Source organism: Lactobacillus rodentium, assembly GCF_003423665.1.
Lineage (GTDB): Bacteria > Bacillota > Bacilli > Lactobacillales > Lactobacillaceae > Lactobacillus > Lactobacillus rodentium.
In genome coordinates this window covers 103209-122291 of sequence record NZ_BFBY01000004.1, presented here as the reverse complement: position 1 = coordinate 122291, position 19083 = coordinate 103209, and the positions used below count along the sequence as shown (strand labels likewise).

Sequence of the window (19083 nt, the reverse complement as noted above, 5' to 3'; positions counted from 1 at the left end):
TTGGAGTACCTGATCAAAAGCCACAATTAAAACCTAGATTGCCACTTAAGTTTTCATGTTTTGAAAATGAATATAATAAAGACTTTGATGTTAAGGATTTAGCTGATTATGATCAAATAGTTACTACTTATTATGATTTAAGAGATGCTAATCGTAGAATTGATTCTTTTACTAAGCAAATTACTGGAGCTAAGCTAAATAATCATGAAACTGATCGAGATGAATTACCAGAGTTGTTACATAAGCAAGAGCTTTGTCTGGATTGGAAATAAATTTGGTACTTATCTAAGAAAATGATATTTAATTTTTAAAGTATATGAGACAATAATTTCAGGAGGTTTTTATGCCATATTCACTTTCAGAAATTATTGTTTTATTTTTTACCTATTCAGTAATTGGCTGGATCTGGGAAACATTTTATTGTTCTATTAAAGATGGACACTATGAATACCGGGGATTTTTATTTGGACCTTATTGTCCAGTTTATGGATTTGCGGTAACAACAATTCTTGTATGTACCTATAAAGTGCAAGATAATATTTTATTGCTATTTGTTGTAGGAATGATCGTAGCGACGATATTTGAATTCATTGCTAGTTTATTTTTGGAAAAAGTATTCCATTTAGTTCTATGGGATTATTCTCATTTATGGGGTAATATTCAAGGTCGCGTAGCTCCAATTATTTCTTTATTTTGGGGAATTGGTGTTGTGCTTTTAGTAAAATTTGTTCAATCAGTTGTTCAAAGAGTGATTAACTGGGAAGAAATGAAAACGCATGGTGCCTTAGCTATAATTATTGTAATTGTGATGGGAACAGATCTTGTATGTACCATTATTAGTGTAGAAAAATTCCACAATACTACTCAGAAATGGAATGAAAGAATTAATGCGCGTTTAGACAAGATACATGCCAAATTTGATCAAGAAACCGAAAATTGGAAAATCAGAAAACAAATGGCAAATTGGCGTGAAGATATGATTAAGCATATTGATGAAATTCGTCCTAAGGAACATCTGACTTGGAACCAAAAACGTTTATTACGAAGCTACTCTAAGATGAAGTTTAATGATACAAAGCACTTCAATAATTTAAAGCAAGATTTAATTAAACATGGTTTATTAAAATAGAAATTTGAATTTGACTGAGCTTTTTTGCTATAATTTTGATTGTCAAAAGTAGCTGAATTAGCTCAGTTGGTAGAGCGCTTCCCTCGTAAAGAAGAGGTCGCCAGTTCGATCCTGGCATTCAGCATAAATAAGGTTTATAAGCATTTCAAAGTCTTTCAAAGAAGTTTAAAGAAACTTGATTTGAAGGGCTTTTTGCTTGATTTAAAATGGTAAGAAATATTTTAAAAATTATTAGTTTAATTGAGTCATGAGGCAATAGACACACTACAGACACACAAAAAATTCTGTGTGTCTAAAATATAGTGAGACAAGTTGAAATAAAATTGGTGTAAATAAGGAATTATATGTAGTTAAACTAATAGTAATATAAGCCAAAGCCTTGAAATGGCGCCGATTTATCACATCAAAGTTACAATATTAACGCAATGTAACATAAATTCGGTATATTACGAGAATGTAACAAAATGAGGCATTTTCTTAATCTAAAACACTGGTTTATGAAACAGTGTTGCAATATAAACCTTGTACTATAGATACTGTCAATTGAAGGAAATAAATTTTATTTATTTTATTAATTAAAAGGAGAAAATTAATTTTGAAGAATTTTAAATCCATCAATATTAAATCTGTCCTAACTAAGTCACTTATGGCAGCAGGCATGGCATTAGCAGGTCTTGTTGCATTAACTACAACTACAAATAAAGAAGTACATGCAGCAACTACTGCAAATGATCCAGAAGTCGTAACTGTAAACTTTGTTCCAAATTATGGTATTGCTGTTTGGAATCATGCTAATACTTTGTCTCATACTACTGGTCAATACTTAAAGCATGCAACTTCATGGAAAGTTATTGATTCTGCTTATGATGCACAAGGTAATAAGTGGTACGATCTTGGTAAAGATCAATGGGTAATGGCAAAATATGTACGTGCAGGACTTAATTCTGTAGATCCAAATACTGCATTTGACTATGTTGCTCCTCAAACTCAAGCTCCAGCTAATACTTCTAACTACAGTAGTCAAACTACTACTGCTAACACTTCCTCAGCAACAACTACTTCTACTTCTTCATACACTTCAAATGTAAGTGGTTCTGAAGCTGCTGCTAAGGCATGGATTGCTGGTCGCGAATCAGGTGGTTCATACACTGCTCGTAATGGTCAATACGTTGGTAAGTACCAATTATCAGCATCTTACTTAAACGGTGATTATTCAGCAGCTAACCAAGAACGTGTTGCTGATAACTACGTAAAGAGTCGTTATGGTTCATGGACTGCCGCTCAAAGTTTCTGGCAAGCAAATGGTTGGTACTAAGATAGAGTGAGTATCACCTGCTATAATTAATACAAACAACTTAATAATAAAAATGGATATCTAGTTAGGAGATATCCATTTTTTATCTCAGCAAATGTAAGCGCTTGCTATTTAGAAAAACTGATAGTATTATTCAGAATAGAAATGAAATGGGCCTAAATTAGATGGAGAGATATTATGAATAAAAGTGAATTTATAAAATTAGTTCATGGAGGATTAATTATATCTTGTCAGGCTTTACCTGGAGAGCCGCTTTATCGACCTGAAGGTGGAATTATGGCATTAATGGCAATTGCAGCTGCCGAGGCAGGAGCCGTCGGCATTAGAGCTAATTCGGTTCAAGATATAAAACAAATACAAAAGGTGGTCGATTTACCAATTATTGGTATTATCAAAAAAGATTATCCACCTGAAGAACCTTATATAACGCCAACTATCAAAGAAATCGATGAATTGGTAGCACTTAAGTGTGAAGTAATTGCATTAGACTGTACTTTACGTAAACGACATGATGGAAAAGAAATTGGAGAGTTTATTAAGGAAATTAAGCAAAACTACCCACATCAATTATTTATGGGAGATATTTCAAATTATGAAGAAGCCATCAATGCGTATAAAAATGGTATCGATTTTGTGGGCACTACCTTGTCTGGATATACAGCCGAAAGTAAGAAAAGTGATCAACCTGATTATGCTTTAGTTGAAAAATTAGTAAATGAAAAAATTCCTGTAATTGCAGAGGGAAAGATTCATACACCGGAACAATTAAAACACATGATTAACTTAAATCCTACTGGAATTGTAGTGGGAGGCGCTATCACTCGGCCCTTACAAATTGCTAAAAGTTTTACGCAAGTATTTAAGGATGAGAAAAGTAAGGAATAGAATTAACTTTGATTTTCGAGAAGAGAATGAGTAAACTAAGTGGTATAGACAGATTTTAAATATTAATAAAAAGGACGTGCAATTAAATGTCTTATTACATTCATGCAAGTAAATTTTTCTTAGAAAATAGAACTGAAATTGGTGGTTACTTAAAAGTAGAAGATAACGGTAAGTTTGGTCTCTATTATCCCGAAAATGAAAAACCTACAGATGGTGAAATTAAGGAGTATGGCGATAGGTGGGTTGCTCCTGGTTATTTTGATACTCATATTCATGGCCTTTTAGAAGAAGATGTAATGAAAAGTGACTGGGAAGGAATTAATAAGATTTCAGAAGGATTATTACAAGCAGGAGTAACTAGTTGGTTACCTACTACTATTACTGCTAGTCATGAACAATTACTCAATATTTGTCAGATGTTTGCCGAAAATAAAGGTAAAGAAACTGGTGCTAAAATTCAAGGAATTCACTTCGAAGGGCCTTACTTTACTCCAGAACATGGTGGAGCTGAAAATCCTAAATATATGCGTGATCCTTCAGTTGAAGAATTACATGAGTATGAAAAAGCATCTGATGGGATGCTGGTTAAGATGTCAATGGCTCCTGAAAGAAAAGGTGCACGTGAGTTTGTTCGTGAAGCCGTAAAAGACGGTATTACTATTGCATTAGGCCACTCTAGTTCTGACTTTGATCATGCTATTGCTTGTGTAGAAGCAGGAGCTTCAATGTTTTGTCATACTTATAATGGAATGAATCAATTATCACAACATGAACCTAATATTATTGGGGCCGCTTATTCTGCACGTTTAGTAACTGATGAATTAATTTGTGATGGTCATCATGTTGAAGAACCTGCAGTGCGTGCTTTAGTTAACGCAAAAGGTCCACAACATATTGCTTTGATAACTGACTGTATGGAAGCTGGTCTAATGCCGGATGGAGATTATATGTTAGGGGAACTTCCGGTTTACGTTAAAGATGGTATGGCTCGTTTAAAGCAAACCAATAATTTAGCCGGTAGTATTTTACTGCTTAAAGACGCTGTTAAAAATGTAGTTAATTGGAACATTGCTACACCTGAAGATGCTATTATGATGGCTTCTAATGTTCCTGCAAATAGTGTAAATATGACTAAAAAATGTGGTGTAATTAAGCCAGATCATGATGCTGATTTTATTGTTTTGAATCATGATTTAGATGTTGAGGAAACTTACCTGAACGGTATTTCAAGATATAAAAAGTAATATTAATAATAGTTAAAAAGCCAACTTTGTGAACTGGTTTCAACAAAGTTGGCTTTTTGTTAAGTAAAGATAAATTAGCAAAAATAAAAGACTTGGAAAAGTCCAAGCCTTTTTAGGATTAAAAATTAATATTTTAGTACCAGCCATGACTAAGCCAGAAGTTCTTGGCGTTAACCCATGAACCGTAACGACTTTTGACATAGTTATCGGCAACACGTTCTTGGTTGGCTGGAGAGTAATCACCATGTAAGTATGAAGCTGATAATTGGTACTTACCAACGTATTGACCATTACGAGCGGTGTATGAACCACCTGATTCACGATTAGCAATCCAATTTTTAGCAGCTTGTTCAGAGGAAGAAATAGCTTGAGTTGAAGCAGTAGCTACTTTAGCTGAATCAATTGTATACTTAGCCATAATCCATTGATTAAGTCCTAAGTCGTACCAAGTATTACCTTGTGCATCGGTTGCAGTAGCAATTACCTTATAACTATTACCATGTTTTAAATATTGACCTGTAGTATGACCACCTTGGTAATTACTCCAAACGGCAATGCCATAGCCAGGAACATAATTAATAGTTACAGCAGTAGTAGCAGCTTGTACATGTGAGTTAGTACCAACTGTGTTAACAGCAACTAAACCAGAAAATGCAATTGCAATACCTGCAGATAATTTTACTAAAGTAGATTTGAATTTATTCAAACTAAATTCTCCTTTTGTCATAATTTCAATTTGTAAGTTTGTTGTTATTCAACTGACAGTGTTAATCATACAAGGCTAATATTGCAGATCTATTACAGAATGAGGTCGTAAAGATTATAAACAGTTAAAAATTAATAGAAAAATTGTAAAATTCTATTTTAAATTGAAAATAATATTAATTACTATAAGTATATTAGTAATAAAACGAAAAAATATTTATTTCTATTTTTTAATATTTCATTATTGACTTAATAAATAAAATCCCGTATATTTATATATGTTGAACGACAAGTAAAAGTTTAACTGGATAATGGGTTATAGCCAAGTGGTAAGGCAATGGTTTTTGGTACCATCATGCGCTGGTTCGAATCCAGCTAACCCAATAAATTAAAGACAGGTCTTATAAGACCTGTCTTTTTTGTTTATAACAAGTTTAATACTATAATAAAATAAAAAAGGGAAAGGATTAGTTTATGGAAACAAAGCATGGTAGAAACTCTTTTTTCGATGGAGGCTTATTAGCTTATATCGGTTGGAGAATATTAGGATTTATCATAACAGTTTGTACATTAGGCATCTGCTTTCCTTGGGCAGTATGTTTGATTTATGGTTGGGAGACTAATCATACTGTCATCGAAGGGAAACGGATGAAATTCGTCGGGAGTGCCTGGGGGTTATTTGGCAATTGGATTAAATGGTTGTTTTTATCTATCATTACTATAGGAATTTATAGTTTTTGGGTAGGAATAAAATTACGTGACTGGAAAGCAAAGAATACGATTTTCATAAACTAGAAAGAGAGAATTTTGATGAGAAAAGTTGCTGTAATTGGTTTAGGACATGTTGGCGCTACGGTTGCTTATACGATTTTTACACATGGCTATGCAGATACTTTAGTTTTGTTAGACAAAAATCAGGCTAAAGTTGAAGCGGAATATAATGATTTACGCGATACTTTGGCCAGAAATGATTATTATGTAAAGGTTTTGATGCAAGATTGGAGTCAATTAAAGGATACGGATATTATTATTACAGCCTTTGGTGATATTGCTGCGACTGTAAAGACTGGAGATAGATTTGGCGAATTTAATATTAATGCGCGAAATGCTCAAGAAGTTGGAAAAAAGATACAAGCTACAGGCTTCTCAGGAATATTAATTAATATTTCTAATCCTTGTGATGCTATCTCAACAATATTACAAGAAAGTACTGGTCTAAGCAAAGCGCAAGTATTTGGCACTGGAACATTTTTAGATACTGCACGTATGCAAAGAATTGTGGGAGAAAAGTTAAATGAAGATCCTAAAAATGTTGAAGGTTTTGTTTTAGGTGAACATGGAGCATCACAATTTACTGCTTGGTCAACAGTGAGAATTAATGGTAAAAGTGCTGATCAACTTTTTTCTAAGCAAGAAGAAACAATCCTTAGTGACCAGCCTAATAAAAATTCGATGAAAGTTGCGGCAGGAAAAGGCTATACTTCTTATGCAATTGCTACCTGTGCTGTAAGACTAATGTTGGCAGTTTTTTCTAATGCCCGTTTATTTGCACCAACGTCAGTATATTTAGATGAAGTGGAAACTTATATTGGCTATCCGGCTATTATTGGTAAAAATGGAATTGAAAAAGTGATAAAGCTTGAATTATCGCCTGAGGAAAAAGAAAAATTACAACATTCAGCCACAATAATTAAGCAACACATTGCTCAAATAAGATAAAAGAGGTTTTATAAAACCTCTTTTTTGTTTCTCCTTAATGTGTGGATTACAATTGTAAGTGAAATAAGAAACAAAAGAGAAATAGAGATGTTCTTAATGACAAATAATAAAATTAACCTATTAAAAAAAGTAAGCTTATCAACAATTACAACCGTAACTATACTATTAGGATTGAGCAGTTTAAACCACAGTGTTTTTGCTGATACGATTGATAGTAGTAATAATTTGCAATCAGAGAATATTAAAGTTAAGCAAGCGGATGTTGATGTCACTCAAGTCCATAATGTCACAGAGACAATTAAATATGTCTATGCAGATGGAAAAGAAGCTGCTCCAAGTAAGATAACATCTCTTAGTTTTGCCAGAATAGATATCGAGAATAAGCAAACCGACGCAATAGTCAATCCAGGTGGTGGATGGAATGCACGTAGTCAAACGTTTACTGCGGTAAAATCGCCAGTTATTTCTGGATATCAAGCGGATAATGAAGTTATTGCATCACAAACAGTAAATCCTGATAGTCAGGATCTCACTTATATCGTTACGTATTATCCGCTAAATAACCAAAATAATGATGTACAAAATAGTGAAGAAATTTTAACTAATACAAATAATTCTTCAGCTAACCTGCCTGGAAGTCAAAAGATTGAAAAGCAAACTCAAGAAAATGATGAAAAAGTGTCATTACCTCAGACAGGAAGTAATGAAAAGAGAGATTTTTTTGTCTCAATGATGGGATTAATTCTGAGCTTATTTAGCATTATTGGAATAACAAAAAAAGTAGAAGAAAAATTATAATTTTTCTTGCATTAATTAATTAATTCTTGTATTATAGTTGAGTAACGTTATGGAGGCCTAGCGAAGTGGCTAAACGCGGCGGTCTGTAAAACCGCTCTCTCTGAGTTCGGTGGTTCGAATCCACTGGCCTCCATCGTTATTGGGTTATAGCCAAGTGGTAAGGCAATGGTTTTTGGTACCATCATGCGCTGGTTCGAATCCAGCTAACCCAATTGTTCTTAGAGAACACCCAACCCGATAAAAGGAGGTCATCGCTTGATGACCTCCTTTTATTTATTTAAAAATCATAGCTTAATTGCCCACTCCAGGAAAAAATGTTTTCTTTAACGTGAAAAATATATGAATAACCCATTTCCTTTAAATGTTTATAAGCAGCCTTTGCTCGTTTACCGTTATTGCAAATGAATAAATAAGAATGATGTTTAGGAAATTTAAAATTGTGTAATTCATCTAAAGGAAAATTAATACTTTTTGGGATGTGACCAGTTGCAAATTCAACTGGTGAACGAACGTCTATAATATAACAATTAGAACTACCATTTAAATGACGATTAATATCTTTAATTGAAATTGCAGTCATAAATTATACCTCCATAAGCTATATTTTATGGATTGATTTTGGTAAAAAATAGAAGTAAATATGAAATTTTTTAGAAGAAAGGAAGCTAACCATGGCAAGGCTCATTAAGGTTGGTTCTGGTGGAGATGAAATTGAATGGAAAGATGCACTTAATAATATCCAACCAGATGATGTATTACTGTTAGAACCCGGTTATTATCGGATAGAGCCAGGATTTAATGTGAATGATTTGACGATTAAAGGAACTGGTTCGAGCCCAGAAGATACAGTTATAGAAGGTTACTTTGTATTAGGCAGTGAGTGCAGTTTTTTTACCTTAGAAAATTTAGCAATTAATACTAAGAGTAAAAATAATTCGATTTTTGTAGAGCAAACTGCCAATACCTATTTAACGCTACGTAATACTGTTATTCATGGTGGCAATGATGATACAGCAGGTATTGCAGTCAATGGTAAATGTACTCTTGAATTATTTTCGACGAAAATTGTCGGTGCAAGTCTGTCTTTATTTAAGGATGCAGATTTTCGGGTAACTATGAATGATAGTTTGATTGACTATCCATCAAATAAGTTTGCAGCAATTGGAATTCAAGGAAAAGGAACTTCAATAATTTCTGGTTCAACAGTAAATGGAAGTATTAGTACATATCCTAATTCTAATAGTGAATTGGATATTAATAATTGTCGGGTTAATAAACTTTTGGTTCATGGCTCTACTTGGATGAACATGATTAACTCTAGTATTCTAGATCGAGGAGATACGGCTTTATATCTCTCAGATGACAGTTGGGCAAATATTATTAGATCTAACTTTGTGGGTGGAGTCTTTGCCGATAAAAAAGTCAAAGCCATTATGCAGAATTGTAAAATGGATCGCTTAATTGTATGTGATCAAGTACAAATAACTTTAAGTAATTGTACAATTATTAGTCATGCTGATTTTCAGGATGAAAGTGAGGCTGATGCTACTAGAACAGCTTTTTCAGGAAATAATAAATTTCAGTATTTTTTAGCTCTTAACAAATCGGCTACCTTAAAAGGAAAAGATTTAATATTAAATCCTAATGGATCAGTGTTAGCAGTAAAGGATGAAGCAAAAGTTAAAATAAAAGTAATTTCTTCAAGTCAACAGAGTTTAGAAGTAGAAGGATTAACTGCACCCAATGTTGATATAATTGGTCTGAAATGGAAAATGAAGAAGGATGAATAACTTAGTGACATTTTAACTTGAGTTGGTCTACAATTAAATTAGATAAATAATAAAATCTTGGAGATGATTTTATGCAAGAGCCAATTTATATTAAGATTCATAATCAAATAAAACGTGATATTGAAAACAAAAAATATCGAGTAGGAGAAAGAATACCAGCAGAGCGACAATTAGCGCAACAATTTGATGTGTCCCGTATGACTTTGAGACAAGCAATAAAGACGCTAGAGGATGAAGGAATTTTAGAAAGACGTTTGGGTAGTGGAACTTATGTTGCTAGTCAAAAAGTTCAAGAAAAGATGTCAGGAATAATGTCATTTACTGAAATTACACGCGCAAATGGTCAAGTTCCGACAAATAAGTTGATTTCTTATCGAATTACTAAGCCATCATTATCAGAAAAAGAAAAACTTAAAATTGATGATAGCACGTCAGTGTTAAGGATGGAACGTGTGCGCTCGGCTGATAATGTACCGATTTGTTATGAAGTGGCTACAATCCCCTTCCCATTAATTGCTAGATTTTCAAAAGAAGAAATCGCCTCTAGTTTATATAAAACTTTAGAAAAGGCTGGAGGATATAAAATTGGCAATGTAATTGAAAATATTGGTGCTGCGACTGCTAATGAAAATGATGCTAAACTTTTATCAATTAATAAGGGAGATCCATTAGTTACGAGACGACAAATAACTGAGTTAAGTAGTGGAAAGCCATTTGAATATGTCTTAGCTTCATATGTAGCTGAAAGATTTGAATTTACTTTTTCAAAATCTAATAATTAATAAAAACGCATTATTTTTAATAATGCGTTTTTATTTTAAGTCTTCTTTGATTTTAGTAGTGGAAATCCCAGGAGTACGAGGTAAATAAACTACATTGGTATAAGGCTTGAGAAAATCAAATTGTCCTTTCCAATCGTCTCCCATGACAAATGTATCGATGTCATATTTTTGTACATCCTTTACTTTTTGATCCCAATCTTCTTCAGGAATAACTTCATCAACATACCGAATAGCCTCAAGAATATATTTTCTTTCAGCATAGTCATTATAGGCTTGTTTATGTTTTTTGAATTCGTTAAATTCATCTGTTGACAAACCGACGATTAAATAATCGCCTAATTCTTTTGCTCTTTTTAATAACCGTACATGACCATAATGTAAAAGATCAAAAGTACCATACGTAATAATTTTTTTCATTATTTATCTCCTTATATTAGTTTAATTTTAACAAAACATATAAGTGAAGAAATAGTAAAACTTCATAATTTTTTATTTTATCTTAATAGAGTTTGATAAAATATCTATATTATAGGAGCGATTATGAAGAATTTTTTGTTTAAACTTTATTTAGATTTTATCAAGCTTATTTTACGTTGGACCCCTACAAATGAAAATTTGTATGTGATTTTAAATGGAAGTGGTCGATCAGGGTCAAATGGGTATATTTTTTATAAATATCTCAAAAGCAGCCATCCCGAAATTGAAGCCGTGCTAGTAGAGCCCTGGCCAAGTTCTCATTTGTCATGGCAAACTTGGAAAAAAATAGCTGCTGCAAAATATATCTTTACTACGCACCAACCTTTTAAAATAAAACGAAAACAAATATGCACAGATTTTTGGCATGGAATTCCTCTTAAAAGAATGGGCTTTATGGCTGCTAATGATAGTTACCAAAATGATTTGCATAATATGAAAATTTGGCAAAGTAAGGCTGATCGAGTAGTCTCAAGCAGTGCATTATATGATACCTTAATGAGTGCATGTGTGGGGATTGAAGGAAAAAAATATGTAAAAACTGGCTTTCCTAGAATTGATGCTCTTTATAAACCTGTTATTTCAAAGAAACAACTTTTACAATCACTTTTCAAAGTTAATGATGAAATTGGAAAAATTGGGATTTATATGCCAACATTTCGTTTCGAATTAAATGATAAAAAAATAATGAATAAAATTGAGGAGGGTAATTTCTTTGCGTTTTCCGATTTTGATGGGGAAGAATTTAATAAAGAATTACAACGACTTCATCATTATCTTATTATTAAATTACATCCTTATGAAATGAAATTATTTAAGGCCACAGAACAGCAATATTCTAATATTATTTTTTTAGAAAATAATTATCTTGAAAAAAATAATCTGGATCTTTATGAATTATTGGGTAGTACGGATTATTTAATGACAGACTTTTCTTCTATTTATTTTGATTATTTACATTTAAATAAACCAATTATATTTATTACTAATTATTTAGAAAAATACGAAAAAATCCGTGGTTTATTAATTACCCCATATCAAAATGTTGTACCAGGTACAGTTGTTACTAATCAAAGTGAGTTGCTGGATCAAATTACAAGCCTAAATCCAAGAGATTTTGAAAGTAAAAGAAATTATTGGTTAAAACTCTCGTATACCGTGTCTTCCCAAGATAACTGTAAACGTAATTTTGATACTCTTAATTAAGGTGAAATTGACGTGAAGCGAACATTACTTAATATTTTTTATAATGCAATTTATCAAATTTTTTTAGTATTAGTGCCTTTAGTAACAGTACCCTATTTATCACGTAACTTAGGTCCTAGTACTTATGGTATTTATAGTAGTGTAAATAATACTATACAGTTTCTAATGGTGTTTTGTTCCTTATCAGTTTCGTATATCGGGATGAGAACAGTATCTAGAATTAGAGCTAAAAGTACAAAAAAAGAGTTAGGAAAGGCATTCTGGGGACTGTGGTATTTTCAGGCTTTGGCAAGTTTAGTTATGATTATTGCCACCACCTTGGTAGTCTATTTTGCTAAAATTCAATATTGGAATTATATTTTATTGATGATTCCTTTTATGATTTCTGCTCAACTTGATATTGCTTGGTTTTTTCAAGGTCTCCAAGAATTTGGAAAAGTTGTTTTACGAAACACAACAGTTAAGCTTTTATCAGTAGGACTAATTTTTATGTTAGTTAAGGAACCCACTGATTTATGGAAGTATATGTTGATTATGTCAGTATCAACTTTATTGGGATCACTTGTATTTTGGGTTAATATAAAAGACTATGTAGGAAAACCAACTTTACATTTTTATAAATTAAAAGAATCAATAATTGCTATTATTACTTTATTAATACCGCAAATCGCGACCCAGGTTTATACTTCTTTGGATAAACCTATTTTAGGCTGGTATCAAAATTCAACTCAAGTTTCTTTTTATGATAACTCTCAGCGTATCTCTAATATGATTTTGGGCGTGATTACCAGTATTACCTTAGTAATGATGCCTAAGATGGCTGCAGAAGGTAAAGAAGCCCAAAAAGTCATTTTGAAAAAATCTTTAGAAGTGACAGTCATGTTAGGATGTATTTTTGCTGTAGTAGTAATGATTAATACAAAGCAGTTTGTACCTTTCTTCTTCGGTAATAAATATATACCGATGACTAACTTAATGTTTTGGTTTACTTTAACGATTATTATTATTCCCTTAGGAGGAGTATTTGCCAATCAATTTGCTCTGGCAAATCAACGAGATAAAGAATATGCGTTACCAGTAGTAATTGGAGCAATTTGTGAATTAGTTTTAACTTTCTTTTTAGATAGAAATTATGGTGCAACAGGAGCTTTAATTGCAATTTTAATTGTAGAATTAATTGTCTGTATCCTGCGCGTTTGGATTGTACGAGATGACTATTCCTTCACTTATATCTTTAAAGATATTCCGAAATATGGTTTGATAGCTCTGATTTGTTTAATTGTTGGCTTGTTTATACCAAATCTAATTCCATCCGTATTTTTCAATATGGCGGTAAAATCAGTTCTTATCATGATTTTATACGCATTATTAATGATTTTATTTAAGTTAGACTTGAATAAAGACATTGCTTTTATGATTAAAAAGATGTTGAAAAGAGCATAGGAGATATTCATGAATAAAGTGAACGTATTAGGGGTAAATTTTGATAATTTTTCTCTGGATCAATTTAAAAACAAATTAGTTACTAGGGTAGATAGACGCATGTCAACTTTTGTGATTACAGCAAACCCTGAAATTGTTATGCTAGCCCAAAAAGATAAAGCATTCATGAAAATAATAAATACTAAAGCAGATCTTGTTACAGCCGATGGGATTGGAATTGTTCTTGCTGGAAGAATGCAAAAGACTCCAATCAAAGAAAGAGTTACAGGATATGATCTTTTTGTGTGGCTACTAAGTCTTGCCAACTTAAGAAATTTAAAAGTTTATTTAATTGGTGCAAAACCTGAAGTAATTAATGCAGTTAAGAAAAAAATAGATATTCAATATCCTAATATTAAATTAGTAGGGTGTGAAGATGGCTATTTTAAAGATAGTTTAAATAATGTTGCAACGAGAATTGAAGAAAAAAAGCCAGATATAGTATTTGCTGCAATTGGATTTCCGCGTCAAGAACAATTGTTAACAATTTTACGGGAAAAAGATTTACCAGCTATAATGATGGGAGTAGGTGGTAGTTTTGATGTTTTTTCCGGGAAAACAAAAAGAGCTCCCATTATTTTCCAAAAGGCACATTTGGAATGGTTTTATCGTCTTTTGAAAGAACCAACGCGTTTCAAGAGAATGTTAGCATTACCACACTTTGTTGTTAATGTTGAAAAAAATAAAATAAAAAAGTAATCAAGTGTCCTATTAATAATTAATTTAGAAAGCTTTGGTTTTAATGAAAGTATTGCATGTTAACGCCGGTTTAGAAAAAGGTGGCGGTCTGTTTCATATCGTTAATCTCTTAAAAGAAGCAAAATTAGAAAATAAAAATTTTGAACTGCTTACTTTGAGTTTCGGCCCTGTTACGACAGCGGCAAGAGAAGCAGGAATTACTACAAATATTTTGGGAGCAAAAAATCGCTATGATTTAACAGTTTTAAAACGATTGATTGATTATATTAATAAGAATGACTTTGATGTTGTGCATACTCATGGAGCCAGAGCTAATCTTTTTTTGAATATGATTCATAAAAAAATAAAGGCTAAATGGGTAGTTACGGTTCACTCCGATCCGTTAAAAGATTTTTCTGAACGAGGCTTTATTGGTGATGTATTCACTAAATTGAATGTACATGCTCTAAAAAGTGCTGATGGTATCTTTGCAATAACACAAAATTTTGCAAATTTGCTAGTTAACCAAGTAAAAATTCCAAGAACAAAAATATGTGTTATTTATAATGGGATTTTCTTTCATAATAATGATGCTATTCCGGCCAAGTATGCCCATCCATACTTTAATCTCATTAATGTAGCTCGAACTGAAAAAATTAAAGGACAAGACTTATTACTGAAGGCCTTAAAAGATACCAATAATAAAAATATCCACCTACATATAGTGGGAGATGGAGAAGAATTAGGTAATTTACGTGCACTTACCAGAGATTTAGGAATTACAGATCAAGTAATCTTTCACGGATTTTTAAGTCATCAAGAGATCAATGAATTATATCGAAAAATGGATATAGCAGTATTAACGTCTTATTCTGAAAGTTTCCCGTTAGTTCTTTTAGAAGCTAGTGATAATTTAATTCCCATCTTGTCAACTGATGTAGGAGATATTAGAAAAATGATACCTGATGATCAACATGGAATTGTAGTTGAAATTGGGGACCAAAAAGGATTAGCAAAGAAAATTTTGCAGGCCTCAAATTTCAATCAAAAGCAGCTTCATGACATGGCTTTAAGTGAAAAAGAATATGTCGCTAATACTTTTTCAATGGAGAATCAATTAGCAGCAATTGAAAATTACTATAAAATTTTGCTAGGTGAAAATTAATGGTAGAAATAAAAAGAAAACAAAATATTTTAATAGGGATTTTATTTCTAGTCCCATTAATTTTACAATTGTTCAAACCACTGATGGGGACGACTGGTAGTTTTATTTTGGAAGCTATTTTGTCCATTATTTTACTGGTAGTTTTATTTTTTAATAATATTACGGAATTAGATCAATGGTTTTTAGAAAGAGCTGTTAGTTGTTTAGGGCTTTCTTTAGGCATTTTAAATATTTTTAAATATTTTAATTGGTATCCCTTAGAAAATTCAACCTTTGTTTTTACCTTGGGAATTACATGCTATGCTCTAAGTTTATATTTTTTGAATAAACATTTTACTCTTAAAAATATCTTGCTAATATTATTAGATTTAAATATTTTAGCGAATTATATGGAACCAGCAGGTGATTTGCTAATTTTATTTATTTCAATTTTTACAATAATTTTGTATTTAATACAAGTATTGATTACACATACACAACAGTTACGTTTACCATTATTAATCGTTTATATAATTACATTCCTTGTTGGGTTAATCTGGTTTACGCCTCAGTTTATCGAATTTGATCCAAATGAATTTGCATGGCAATTTGAGGCAATTGGTATTATTTTGATTATGCCGCTTTCATGGTTACTTGTGATTAATAAAGAGGCTTTTAGTGTGAATTCTCATCTAATAATTGCCAGTCTTGCCTATATATTTATTGCGGAAAGTACAATCATTATAGTTGAACCCAGAACATTTAATATTGCTCTTTTAGTAATATTTTTCTTGATGTATTTAAGTTTAGTAAATTTTTTGGGTAATATAAAATTAAGTACTAAAAATAAGAAAATTTCTGTCCTCATACCTACATATAATGGGGCAGCAACTATAGTTGAAACTTTAGAATCGGTTAAAAGACAAACCTATCAGGATTGGGAAGTTATCATTATTGACGATGGGTCAACTGATAATACAGAATCAGTAATAAACAGATATCTAAAATATAATGATTTACCAGTAAGATATATTAGGGAAAATAATCAAGATCAACTGAATGCCGTAAAACATGGAATGAATTATATAACTGGTGACATCTGTTATATTCTTCATTCCGATGATGTTTTGTACGATAATAATGTGTTTTATCGTGCAACTGCAGCTTTAATGGGGGAAAAATGTGATGGAATTTTTATTGGCATTCAAGAAATAGATGGTCAAAGTAGACCCAAAAAGGTTATCCATACTAAGGCTTACTATGACAGTCAGACAGTTATTGCTAAAACTGCACTCGGATTGGGAAGAAATCCATATGTTGACTTTACTTATTGGCGAAAAGAAGTCTTCGAAAAAATTGTTAAAGTTAACTATCTAACTAATAATTTACCTGCTTGGTATAATGCTAAAACTAACAGTGGTCTAAAAGTAATTAATGCTAATTTTATTGGTTTAAAGTATCGTGTATTCGAAGGAAACTATTTAAATTCAAGTGATGGAAGTGTAAATGTTCTTTCAGGAGAATTACGGACTTTACATCATATATTGGGACATTTAAAAATACCTGTATTTAAATTTCAGTCTCTTTATTATCGCGCAATGAATAAATTTTATTTATCTAGTATTTGTCCTGTACTCTTTAAACAAGGAAAAACTAATTTAAAGACAATTACGCCAAATGTAGTTAGTCGTAGAGTAAAGACATTAGATAATCCGTATCTTAAATCTATTGTTGACTTTAGCCAAAACTATACTGTATCTAAAAAAGCAGAAATCAAAGTTCCTCTAGGAGTAAAAATTTATACAGGAGCAGATATTAGAGAGTTTAACAGAAATTTAAAAGAAAATTCTTTAGAAAAATTCTATTGGAAGCTAATGGATATTATTTCTAGTGGTGTTGCAACAATGGTTGTAACTAAAGAAGATAAAGATAAATTAGAAGATATTTTAGAGTTTTTTACAATTAAAGATTATGTAAAAATTGAGGTAAAATAATGATTCCTAAAAAAATTCACTATGTATGGGTTGGAGGAAATCCCAAACCTAAAAAAATTCAAAAATGCATGAAGACTTGGAAAAAGCACTTGCAAGATTATGAAATTATTGAATGGAATGAAAGTAATTTTGATATCCATGAAAATAAATATGTGGAGCAAGCTTATAAAGCAAAGAAATGGGCTTTTGTATCTGATTATATTCGTGCAAAAGCTATTTATGAGCAAGGTGGAATTTATTTAGATACAGATGTGCTCGTTTTGGATGATTTACATACATTGTTAAAGAATCGTGCTTTTGTTGGATTTGAAAATAGAGATAATCCTTTCACTGCAGTGTTTGGAGCTGAGGCTGGTCATCCTTTAATCAAAGATATGCTTGATTACTATAATGATCGTAATTTTACTTTTGATAATAAAGATCAAATGGCAGGAGTAAATACGGTATCAGTTTCTGATATTTTAAAAGAAAAATATCATGCAAAACCAAATAATAAAGAACAATGGTTAAATTATGGAATTCACGTATATCCAGATGGTGTTTTATGTAATCCTTCCAAGAATTCAAAAACAATTCATGTTTTTACTGGAACTTGGATGGAAGGTGCAAAGCCTTTAAAGCGTAAAATTGTTACTGGACTTAAATTACAAATTAAAACTCCTGCTGAAGCAGGCTTATATGCAAAGATTTTTAGATAAAGGCACCGCAATTGCGATGCTTTTTTGCTATATTTGAGTAATTGATTATAATTAAACACAAGAATAATTTGATTTAATGCGAGGAAATAATGTTAAACAAAATACTTGATCAAGATGACTCATTGATCTTACATACTGATTTATATGAAATCAATATGATGTATACTTACTTTAAAAAAGGGATTAGTGAAAGAAATTCTGTTTTTGAATTATTTTTCCGAAAAGAACCTTTTGGAAATGGGTATGCAGTAAATGCAGGTTTAAGTAGAGCTATTAATTACTTAAATAACCTAAAATTTAAAGAAAGTGACTTAGAATATCTTAAGGAACAAGGAAATTATGACGATGATTTTATTGATTATTTAAGAAATTTGAAACTTAAATTAACTGTTAAATCAGCTGTTGAAGGAGAATTGGTCTTTGCTAATGAACCAATCATGCAAGTTGAGGGGCCATTAGCGCAAGCTCAATTAGTTGAAACGGCCCTTTTGAATATAATTAATTTTCAAACTTTAATTGCGACAAAAGCAGCTAGAATTAAAGTAGCAGTTGGCGATGATCAATTAATGGAATTCGGTACGAGAAGAGCTCAAGAAACTGATGCTGCAATTTGGGGGACCCGAGCAGCCTATATTGGCGGCTTTGATGCGACAAGTAATGTACGTGCAGGTAAATTATTTGGTATTCCAGTTGCAGGTACGCATGCTCACGCCTTAGTTCAAGCTTTTGGAAATGAATATGAAGCATTTAAGGCATATGCTGAAACTCATAAAGACTGTGTTTTCTTAGTTGATACTTACGATACTTTGCGTAGTGGAGTACCTACCGCAATTAAAGTTGCTAAGGAAATGGGTGACAAAATTAATTTCTTAGGTGTCCGCATAGATTCTGGTGATATGGCATATATTTCTAAGAAAGTTCGTAAGCAATTAGATGACGCAGGCTTTAAAGATGCGAAGATTTTTGCTTCAAATGATTTAGATGAAAAAACTATTCAAAATTTAAAGATGCAACACGCTCGGATTGATGTGTGGGGCGTT

General features: G+C 31.8%; 19 protein-coding genes, 4 tRNA genes and 1 pseudogene. 21 read left to right on the top strand and 3 right to left on the bottom strand.

What is annotated here, in order from left to right; genetic code table 11:
• From LrDSM24759_RS03885 to nagA, 6 genes and pseudogenes are all read left to right on the top strand, one after another.
• Positions 1 to 272, top strand: a pseudogene (locus tag LrDSM24759_RS03885) (NADPH-dependent oxidoreductase); the annotation flags it as partial.
• Positions 273 to 343: 71 nt separating this feature from the next.
• A complete protein-coding gene (locus tag LrDSM24759_RS03880) occupies positions 344 to 1129 on the top strand; it encodes a putative ABC transporter permease (RefSeq protein WP_117118183.1) in 786 nt (261 codons plus the stop codon).
• A gap of 51 nt (positions 1130 to 1180) precedes the next feature.
• A tRNA-Thr gene (locus LrDSM24759_RS03875) sits at positions 1181 to 1253 on the top strand.
• Between the two features lie 471 nt (positions 1254 to 1724).
• On the top strand, positions 1725 to 2444 hold the full coding sequence (gene apf / locus LrDSM24759_RS03870) for an aggregation-promoting factor (protein WP_446685105.1): 720 nt from the start codon (positions 1725 to 1727) through the stop codon (positions 2442 to 2444).
• A gap of 177 nt (positions 2445 to 2621) precedes the next feature.
• Positions 2622 to 3329, top strand: coding sequence for an N-acetylmannosamine-6-phosphate 2-epimerase (locus tag LrDSM24759_RS03865; protein ID WP_117118182.1), 708 nt, complete (start codon positions 2622 to 2624; stop codon positions 3327 to 3329).
• Positions 3330 to 3415: 86 nt separating this feature from the next.
• Complete coding sequence (gene nagA, locus LrDSM24759_RS03860) at positions 3416 to 4573, top strand: N-acetylglucosamine-6-phosphate deacetylase (RefSeq protein ID WP_117118181.1); 1158 nt, start codon at positions 3416 to 3418, stop codon at positions 4571 to 4573.
• 133 nt (positions 4574 to 4706) lie between these two features.
• Here nagA and apf (LrDSM24759_RS03855) read toward each other — a convergent pair whose 3' ends face one another.
• Entirely contained in the window at positions 4707 to 5300 is a 594-nt protein-coding gene (gene apf / locus LrDSM24759_RS03855; protein WP_170133355.1) for an aggregation-promoting factor, read from the bottom strand.
• Between the two features lie 290 nt (positions 5301 to 5590).
• On the opposite strand from apf (LrDSM24759_RS03855), the gene LrDSM24759_RS03850 reads away from it, so the two are divergent.
• The 6 genes from LrDSM24759_RS03850 (at position 5591) to LrDSM24759_RS03825 (ending at position 8007) form a co-directional block, all read left to right on the top strand.
• Positions 5591 to 5662: transfer RNA gene (locus LrDSM24759_RS03850), tRNA-Gln, on the top strand.
• A gap of 90 nt (positions 5663 to 5752) precedes the next feature.
• Positions 5753 to 6073 carry a YjgN family protein gene (locus tag LrDSM24759_RS03845; protein ID WP_117118179.1) on the top strand — a complete coding sequence of 107 codons (321 nt, stop codon included), beginning with the start codon at positions 5753 to 5755 and terminating at the stop codon, positions 6071 to 6073.
• A gap of 15 nt (positions 6074 to 6088) precedes the next feature.
• The gene (locus tag LrDSM24759_RS03840) at positions 6089 to 6997 is read left to right on the top strand and encodes an L-lactate dehydrogenase (protein ID WP_117118178.1); all 909 of its coding nucleotides are present in this window, start codon (positions 6089 to 6091) and stop codon (positions 6995 to 6997) included.
• A 96-nt stretch (positions 6998 to 7093) separates the two neighbouring features.
• Positions 7094 to 7795: a mucin-binding protein gene (locus LrDSM24759_RS03835; RefSeq protein WP_133297784.1), complete on the top strand. Its 702-nt coding sequence runs from the start codon at positions 7094 to 7096 to the stop codon at positions 7793 to 7795.
• Positions 7796 to 7846: 51 nt separating this feature from the next.
• A tRNA-Tyr gene (locus LrDSM24759_RS03830) sits at positions 7847 to 7928 on the top strand.
• A gap of 7 nt (positions 7929 to 7935) precedes the next feature.
• Positions 7936 to 8007: transfer RNA gene (locus tag LrDSM24759_RS03825), tRNA-Gln, on the top strand.
• 65 nt (positions 8008 to 8072) lie between these two features.
• Here LrDSM24759_RS03825 and LrDSM24759_RS03820 read toward each other — a convergent pair.
• Positions 8073 to 8375, bottom strand: a complete 303-nt coding sequence (locus tag LrDSM24759_RS03820; RefSeq protein ID WP_117118176.1) for a rhodanese-like domain-containing protein — start codon at positions 8373 to 8375, stop codon at positions 8073 to 8075.
• Between the two features lie 91 nt (positions 8376 to 8466).
• Between LrDSM24759_RS03820 and LrDSM24759_RS03815 the strand changes: the two genes are divergently transcribed.
• Both LrDSM24759_RS03815 and LrDSM24759_RS03810 read left to right on the top strand, forming a co-directional pair.
• Positions 8467 to 9585: a hypothetical protein gene (locus LrDSM24759_RS03815; RefSeq protein ID WP_117118175.1), complete on the top strand. Its 1119-nt coding sequence runs from the start codon at positions 8467 to 8469 to the stop codon at positions 9583 to 9585.
• 71 nt (positions 9586 to 9656) lie between these two features.
• On the top strand, positions 9657 to 10367 hold the full coding sequence (locus tag LrDSM24759_RS03810) for a GntR family transcriptional regulator (RefSeq protein WP_117118174.1): 711 nt from the start codon (positions 9657 to 9659) through the stop codon (positions 10365 to 10367).
• Positions 10368 to 10397: 30 nt separating this feature from the next.
• Here the strand turns inward: LrDSM24759_RS03810 and tagD are convergent, their stop codons facing one another.
• Positions 10398 to 10784 (bottom strand): glycerol-3-phosphate cytidylyltransferase, encoded by a 387-nt coding sequence (gene tagD / locus LrDSM24759_RS03805; protein ID WP_117118173.1) that lies wholly within the window; start codon positions 10782 to 10784, stop codon positions 10398 to 10400.
• Positions 10785 to 10907: 123 nt separating this feature from the next.
• Between tagD and LrDSM24759_RS03800 the strand changes: the two genes are divergently transcribed.
• The 7 genes from LrDSM24759_RS03800 to pncB all read left to right on the top strand — a co-directional run.
• Positions 10908 to 12047, top strand: a complete 1140-nt coding sequence (locus LrDSM24759_RS03800; protein ID WP_117118172.1) for a CDP-glycerol glycerophosphotransferase family protein — start codon at positions 10908 to 10910, stop codon at positions 12045 to 12047.
• A 12-nt stretch (positions 12048 to 12059) separates the two neighbouring features.
• A complete protein-coding gene (locus LrDSM24759_RS03795) occupies positions 12060 to 13490 on the top strand; it encodes an oligosaccharide flippase family protein (protein ID WP_117118171.1) in 1431 nt (476 codons plus the stop codon).
• A gap of 9 nt (positions 13491 to 13499) precedes the next feature.
• On the top strand, positions 13500 to 14228 hold the full coding sequence (locus LrDSM24759_RS03790) for a WecB/TagA/CpsF family glycosyltransferase (protein WP_117118170.1): 729 nt from the start codon (positions 13500 to 13502) through the stop codon (positions 14226 to 14228).
• Positions 14229 to 14271: 43 nt separating this feature from the next.
• On the top strand, positions 14272 to 15372 hold the full coding sequence (locus LrDSM24759_RS03785; protein WP_117118169.1) for a glycosyltransferase: 1101 nt from the start codon (positions 14272 to 14274) through the stop codon (positions 15370 to 15372).
• Positions 15372 to 17345: a glycosyltransferase family 2 protein gene (locus LrDSM24759_RS03780; RefSeq protein ID WP_117118168.1), complete on the top strand. Its 1974-nt coding sequence runs from the start codon at positions 15372 to 15374 to the stop codon at positions 17343 to 17345. The genes LrDSM24759_RS03785 and LrDSM24759_RS03780 overlap by 1 nt, the downstream gene beginning before the upstream one ends.
• The gene (locus LrDSM24759_RS03775; RefSeq protein WP_117118167.1) at positions 17345 to 18043 is read left to right on the top strand and encodes a glycosyltransferase family 32 protein; all 699 of its coding nucleotides are present in this window, start codon (positions 17345 to 17347) and stop codon (positions 18041 to 18043) included. The genes LrDSM24759_RS03780 and LrDSM24759_RS03775 overlap by 1 nt, the downstream gene beginning before the upstream one ends.
• An 89-nt stretch (positions 18044 to 18132) precedes the next feature.
• Positions 18133 to 19083, top strand: a 951-nt coding sequence (gene pncB, locus LrDSM24759_RS03770) for a nicotinate phosphoribosyltransferase (protein WP_117118166.1), incomplete at its 3' end; no start/stop codon positions are given.

Excerpts from the sequence above, each read along its gene's own strand:
- LrDSM24759_RS03880 (WP_117118183.1), top strand. The coding sequence starts at position 344 with ATGCCATATTCACTTTCAGAAATTATTGTTTTATTTTTTACCTATTCA.
- LrDSM24759_RS03865 (WP_117118182.1), top strand. The coding sequence starts at position 2,622 with ATGAATAAAAGTGAATTTATAAAATTAGTTCATGGAGGATTAATTATA.
- nagA (WP_117118181.1), top strand. The coding sequence starts at position 3,416 with ATGTCTTATTACATTCATGCAAGTAAATTTTTCTTAGAAAATAGAACT.
- apf (WP_170133355.1), bottom strand. The coding sequence starts at position 5,300 with ATGACAAAAGGAGAATTTAGTTTGAATAAATTCAAATCTACTTTAGTA.
- LrDSM24759_RS03845 (WP_117118179.1), top strand. The coding sequence starts at position 5,753 with ATGGAAACAAAGCATGGTAGAAACTCTTTTTTCGATGGAGGCTTATTA.
- LrDSM24759_RS03840 (WP_117118178.1), top strand. The coding sequence starts at position 6,089 with ATGAGAAAAGTTGCTGTAATTGGTTTAGGACATGTTGGCGCTACGGTT.
- LrDSM24759_RS03835 (WP_133297784.1), top strand. The coding sequence starts at position 7,094 with ATGACAAATAATAAAATTAACCTATTAAAAAAAGTAAGCTTATCAACA.
- LrDSM24759_RS03820 (WP_117118176.1), bottom strand. The coding sequence starts at position 8,375 with ATGACTGCAATTTCAATTAAAGATATTAATCGTCATTTAAATGGTAGT.
- LrDSM24759_RS03815 (WP_117118175.1), top strand. The coding sequence starts at position 8,467 with ATGGCAAGGCTCATTAAGGTTGGTTCTGGTGGAGATGAAATTGAATGG.
- LrDSM24759_RS03810 (WP_117118174.1), top strand. The coding sequence starts at position 9,657 with ATGCAAGAGCCAATTTATATTAAGATTCATAATCAAATAAAACGTGAT.
- tagD (WP_117118173.1), bottom strand. The coding sequence starts at position 10,784 with ATGAAAAAAATTATTACGTATGGTACTTTTGATCTTTTACATTATGGT.
- LrDSM24759_RS03800 (WP_117118172.1), top strand. The coding sequence starts at position 10,908 with ATGAAGAATTTTTTGTTTAAACTTTATTTAGATTTTATCAAGCTTATT.
- LrDSM24759_RS03790 (WP_117118170.1), top strand. The coding sequence starts at position 13,500 with ATGAATAAAGTGAACGTATTAGGGGTAAATTTTGATAATTTTTCTCTG.
- LrDSM24759_RS03785 (WP_117118169.1), top strand. The coding sequence starts at position 14,272 with ATGAAAGTATTGCATGTTAACGCCGGTTTAGAAAAAGGTGGCGGTCTG.
- LrDSM24759_RS03780 (WP_117118168.1), top strand. The coding sequence starts at position 15,372 with ATGGTAGAAATAAAAAGAAAACAAAATATTTTAATAGGGATTTTATTT.
- LrDSM24759_RS03775 (WP_117118167.1), top strand. The coding sequence starts at position 17,345 with ATGATTCCTAAAAAAATTCACTATGTATGGGTTGGAGGAAATCCCAAA.